Here is a 4,539-nt window from a genome sequence, read left to right on the forward strand (position 1 = left end):
GCAAGCGACCGCCGTTAACCGGAGCTGGCAATACGACCGATCCCATAATGTGCGGGTGATTGACGACAGCCGCTGGGGGCAAACGCGCTACCGTTACAACACTAACGACCAAATACTGCATACCCTGTTCGAGGGTGCGCGTCCGCATGAAGAGCAATTCAGCTATGATGCCAACGGCAACCTGAGCCAGCATTTGCCGACTGATGCTCGGGGGGCGGTGGCGCAAATTAACCAGCGCCAGCAAGCTGGACGCGTGGTGCAGCAAGGAGATAACCGTTATCGCTATGATGATAACGGTCGTTTAGTCGAAAAAACCGAACACCGTGATGGCTTCCGTCCACAAATCTGGCGTTATCGTTGGGATACCCAGAACCAGCTTACCCACTGCGAAACGCCGGATGGCTCTCGCTGGCATTATCGCTACGATGCGTTTGGCCGAAGAATCCGGAAGCTGAAAATTCATGATGGAAAACTGACTGCCGCCAACCTCCAGCGCTGGCTGGCAAGCAAACCGGATGTAGAACCGAGAGCCGATGCGATCATGGGACAGGATTACCTGTGGAGCGCGAACCAGCTGATTGAGGAAACGCCGATTTACGCCGATGGCACACCCGCGGAAAATCAGCGTGTTCGCTGGCTGTATGAACCCGGCACGCTGACGCCGTCAGCCCGCTTTGAGAAAGGCCGGCTGCACTATATCGTCAGTGACCATCAGGGCACGGTGCGCGAGATGCTGGATGAGCAAGGCGTGCTGGTCTGGGCACAGCGGCTGAAAACATGGGGTCAGGCGGAGCATTTTCAGGCGGTGGGTTCACACCATCCGGATTATCAACTTAGATGTAATTTCCGGTTCCTAGGTCAATTTTTTGATGAAGAATCAAATCTTTACTATAATCGTCATCGCTATTATTCGCCGGAGACGGCGCAGTACATCTCGGCAGATCCGATTGGATTACGTGGAGGCTTTAATCCTTACTCTTACGTGCATAATCCATTGAAGTGGGTAGACCCTTATGGGCTGACAGGTGGAGTAGGTAATAAAGGGGAACCAAGTAAACCTGATTTTTATGTTGGGCCAGATGGGCCAAGTGCAACATTGCCGTCTACAGGATACCGTCATATGAAATATCAAGAAGCTGACGGTTCTATTAACAAATTTGTTGATCCAACTATAGAGAGTAAGTCCGCACCTGTTACCTACTTTGGATTTGACAAGTATCCTACTGGTAGCGCTGCAAGAGACGGTTTTCAAATAGCTCCAGAATGGAGTGACGCACGGCTTAGAGGTACTTTCGATACATTACAATTATATGAAAAAGGTGTCCCACAAGTTCGTGTTCCTTACTGGAAGGGGGATGAAATTAAGACTAAATTAGAACCATTTGCAACTGCTTACCCAGAACATGGTGCCGGTGGAGCAAGGCAGTTACATGCTGACTGGCGAACTATTCATTTTGATTCAATTAAAATTTTACCGGACAAATAATATGGAAATGCCAAAACGAGAAGATGCAGAAGAAATGCTTCATCAGTTACTCAAAAGGACATTAATACATGAAAGTGATATTAATGACTTGATGAATTCAGCAAGAAACCACGAATATGGTATTCCAATGAAGGGAATACGTGCCAGATATGACAATATGGAAAAAAGGGAATTAACCAAAAAAGATTGGGATGTTCTTGATACCTTAATGCATTTTTATGGTCCTTAGTAGCAGTTAAATGCCTTGAAGCCGGAAAGATCCTCGTGATCTTCCGGCACATTGTTATGCTGTGACATCCCGTGTAATGCTATAGCATTAACATTCTCACTCACGTCAGCAACCAAAAAGGAAAAATATGATAACGGTATATCAATATGTTTATGACAAAATGATAAAAAAAAGAGAAGAAATGCGTAGCTATTTATTGAGTCCATCGAGTGATAATTTACCCGAAGAATATAAACCGATACGTGAAATGTATTATCAGGGCCCAGCCAACGGAAAATCCTATGTGGAGAAAATGATCATCAAAACAGCAGATAATCTTCTTTTTTCCCAATTTGAAAAAATGGATAAACTCCGATTATTGGAAAATGGTCAGGACATGTTTTCAATGGAGTTGAAACCTGATGAATATAATAGCATAGTTTATGTCCCCGAGAACCTCAGTTTCTGTTCAATTATGAAAGAGTTGATTAAGGAAGAAAATAATAACCACACTTCGCAGTTTGTTTATTGAATGACTTTGTGCAAAAAGATAAATTACATCATTACGATGTAATTTATCAATAGAGACAGTAAAGGTACTATTTTTCTTTCAGCACAGCGCTTATTCATGTTAAAGAGAAGGTTGATTAAATCCCGGTGAAATGCAGTTTCAACCCCAGTGCTTTTGATATTTTATATACGGTATTAAACGATGGATTACCTTCGCCGGATAACGCCTTATATATCCCTTCTCGGCTTATTCCTGATTCTTTAGAAAGTTGGCTAATATTTTTTATTCTGGCAATGTTACCTAACGCTTTAAATAAATATTTTGTGTCGTTTTCTTCGATTGCGGCATTTAAGTATGCTTGAATATCTTCTTCTGTTTCTAAAAACTCCACAACATCGAATTTTTTTGGCGCTGTTTTCATTTTAAAATCCCCATTCTTTCGCGAGTTGTTTGGCTTTTTTTATATCTGCCTGCTGGCTGCTTTTATCTCCGCCACAGAGTAATAATATGATTTTATTATTTTTATTAGTAAAGTAAACTCGATAACCTTGCGCGTAATGTATTCTGAGTTCCGAAACTCCACCTCCCACAGGTTCAACATCACCAAAATTGTCCTCTTCCATTCTTTCAACTCGGATTAAGATCTTGGCTTTGGCTATCCTGTCTTTTAAGGATTTTAACCATTTTTCAAAATCTTGATTCCTTTCAATGGTTATCATGCTCACCTCTAAAGCGAATATCATTATTGTATATAAACAATACGATGTGTCAACCATAGTTAACACATCAATACAATCAGCAAATTAAAATGTCTTACACGATTCAGGCAGGTCAGATTCGGTCATCAACATAATTTTGCCGTAACCGAAAGCAATTTGAACAGACTTATCCAGTAAACCGGTTTCCGTTAACCAGTCGCCCGCCAGATACAGTTCTCCACTATCACGCACCCAATCAATGCCCTGCTTCGGATCATTTTCCACAGCGTGGAACAGGGTTGCCGGATCATCGTCCGGCTTCGCCAATGTCAACATCAATCCGTTGTGATATTGCTGGATATGAAACAAAGTATTGGGCGTAAATCCCATCTGCTGCATATCATCACCACGTAATACACATTCCGGTTTTTCAGCGTTTTCAGTAGAAAATCTAAGCTCCATAGATTCCTTCTTTGTTGATTCATAAAATAAAATGCGAGCGGCTTCGCAAAAGAAAATTTTTGCCATTTTAAGTGCAAAGCACAGCTTACGCAGCCGCGTTCAATATTATGTTTTAATTGATAAAACATAGCATTATGCGCTTATTTCGGCAGCCTTTTATTTAATTTGCCAGGGAATTGCCGTAGCCAGTGTGCCACGGCGATATCATCCCATTCGCCTTCATTCAGGCTTTTTAAGCAGTGCCACAGTTCATGAAAATTTTGGGCTGTGATGATCAGGCAACCGGGCATCACTCTGATTTTTAACGGATCATTGATGGAAAACCCGGCTTCCAGCAGCCATTTTCCACTTAAATTGATGGCAGGAGTCGTGCGGTTCACCCCATTGGGGCGATAAACCACTTTCTGATAACGTTCCGGTTGGGAAATTTTGTAAATGCGAGTGCCTGCAGTAGAATGCGTGTCAGCCATAATAACTACTTCCTTAGTTGTTGTGGTTAGCGGTTTTATCGTGTTGGTAGCACGGTAAAGCCGCGTCGAAATTTTTACCGCCACTCTATCCCCCGCCCAAATAACACGCCACTGACAAAAATGACCTTTGCAAAGCAGCTCGCAAAATAACGGCAGCGAATGTATGCCATTTCTATTGACTATCGGCTCGGAATAGCTGCCTCATACCGGGCATCAAAGAGTGGTAAAACCAACAGCCATATTACCCGCCGCTATTTAGCGAACGAAATACTGATACTGCTTTTGTGGTAGCATCACGACATCACTCATTCAAGCAGGAGGCGTAGCTATGAACATCACAACCCTAGCCAGCCGTAAGATTAATCAGGATGTGACCTGCGCAAAGAAAGCGGCTAAGAACGACCCCGTATTTATCACCGATCGCAGCAAGCCGCATCGCAACATTGCCGATGTGCTGGTGGTGCCGGGTATGACCGACATGGAGTTTGAGCCGCAGCGCGTGACTATCGGCACCCGTCCGGCTGATTTCTCATGATGGACCTACGCGATACTGCTGTAGGAACCGAACCCATAATGATGCTCGGAAACTATCGTTAGCGGATTACCGTGTGCGCTGCTGGAGGTCTTTCAGCATGTCATGCAGTCTCTCAATGGCCTGCGCATTTTCCGCAGCGGATTGCTTGTAACGCGCATCGACTCTGGCC

8 protein-coding genes are annotated in these 4,539 nt (G+C 43.9%); 4 read left to right on the forward strand and 4 right to left on the reverse strand.

The features are described 5' to 3' along the window. From AACS92_RS17660 to AACS92_RS17670, 3 genes are all read left to right on the forward strand, one after another. The coding region (locus AACS92_RS17660; protein ID WP_193757010.1) for an RHS repeat domain-containing protein at positions 1-1,486 on the forward strand (1,486 nt) is incomplete at its 5' end. Position 1,487: 1 nt separating this feature from the next. Further along, on the forward strand, positions 1,488-1,715 hold the full coding sequence (locus AACS92_RS17665; protein ID WP_099111878.1) for a hypothetical protein: 228 nt from the start codon (positions 1,488-1,490) through the stop codon (positions 1,713-1,715). Positions 1,716-1,842: 127 nt separating this feature from the next. Then, the gene (locus tag AACS92_RS17670; RefSeq protein ID WP_099111879.1) at positions 1,843-2,226 is read left to right on the forward strand and encodes a transposase; all 384 of its coding nucleotides are present in this window, start codon (positions 1,843-1,845) and stop codon (positions 2,224-2,226) included. A 115-nt stretch (positions 2,227-2,341) separates the two neighbouring features. Here the strand turns inward: AACS92_RS17670 and AACS92_RS17675 are convergent, their stop codons facing one another. The 4 genes from AACS92_RS17675 to AACS92_RS17690 form a co-directional block, all read right to left on the reverse strand. Beyond that, positions 2,342-2,626 carry an addiction module antidote protein gene (locus tag AACS92_RS17675; RefSeq protein WP_099111880.1) on the reverse strand — a complete coding sequence of 95 codons (285 nt, stop codon included), beginning with the start codon at positions 2,624-2,626 and terminating at the stop codon, positions 2,342-2,344. 1 nt (position 2,627) lies between these two features. Further along, the gene (locus AACS92_RS17680; RefSeq protein ID WP_099111881.1) at positions 2,628-2,924 is read right to left on the reverse strand and encodes a type II toxin-antitoxin system RelE/ParE family toxin; all 297 of its coding nucleotides are present in this window, start codon (positions 2,922-2,924) and stop codon (positions 2,628-2,630) included. 84 nt (positions 2,925-3,008) lie between these two features. Continuing rightward, complete coding sequence (locus tag AACS92_RS17685; RefSeq protein WP_099111882.1) at positions 3,009-3,365, reverse strand: type I addiction module toxin, SymE family; 357 nt, start codon at positions 3,363-3,365, stop codon at positions 3,009-3,011. A 140-nt stretch (positions 3,366-3,505) separates the two neighbouring features. Then, positions 3,506-3,835, reverse strand: a complete 330-nt coding sequence (locus AACS92_RS17690; RefSeq protein WP_099111883.1) for a SymE family type I addiction module toxin — start codon at positions 3,833-3,835, stop codon at positions 3,506-3,508. Positions 3,836-4,163: 328 nt separating this feature from the next. Between AACS92_RS17690 and AACS92_RS17695 the strand changes: the two genes are divergently transcribed. Continuing rightward, on the forward strand, positions 4,164-4,370 hold the full coding sequence (locus AACS92_RS17695; RefSeq protein WP_099111884.1) for a prevent-host-death protein: 207 nt from the start codon (positions 4,164-4,166) through the stop codon (positions 4,368-4,370). Positions 4,371-4,539 lie beyond the last annotated feature (169 nt).

The organism is Xenorhabdus sp. KJ12.1, assembly GCF_963876495.1.
Taxonomy (GTDB): Bacteria; Pseudomonadota; Gammaproteobacteria; order Enterobacterales; family Enterobacteriaceae; genus Xenorhabdus; species Xenorhabdus stockiae.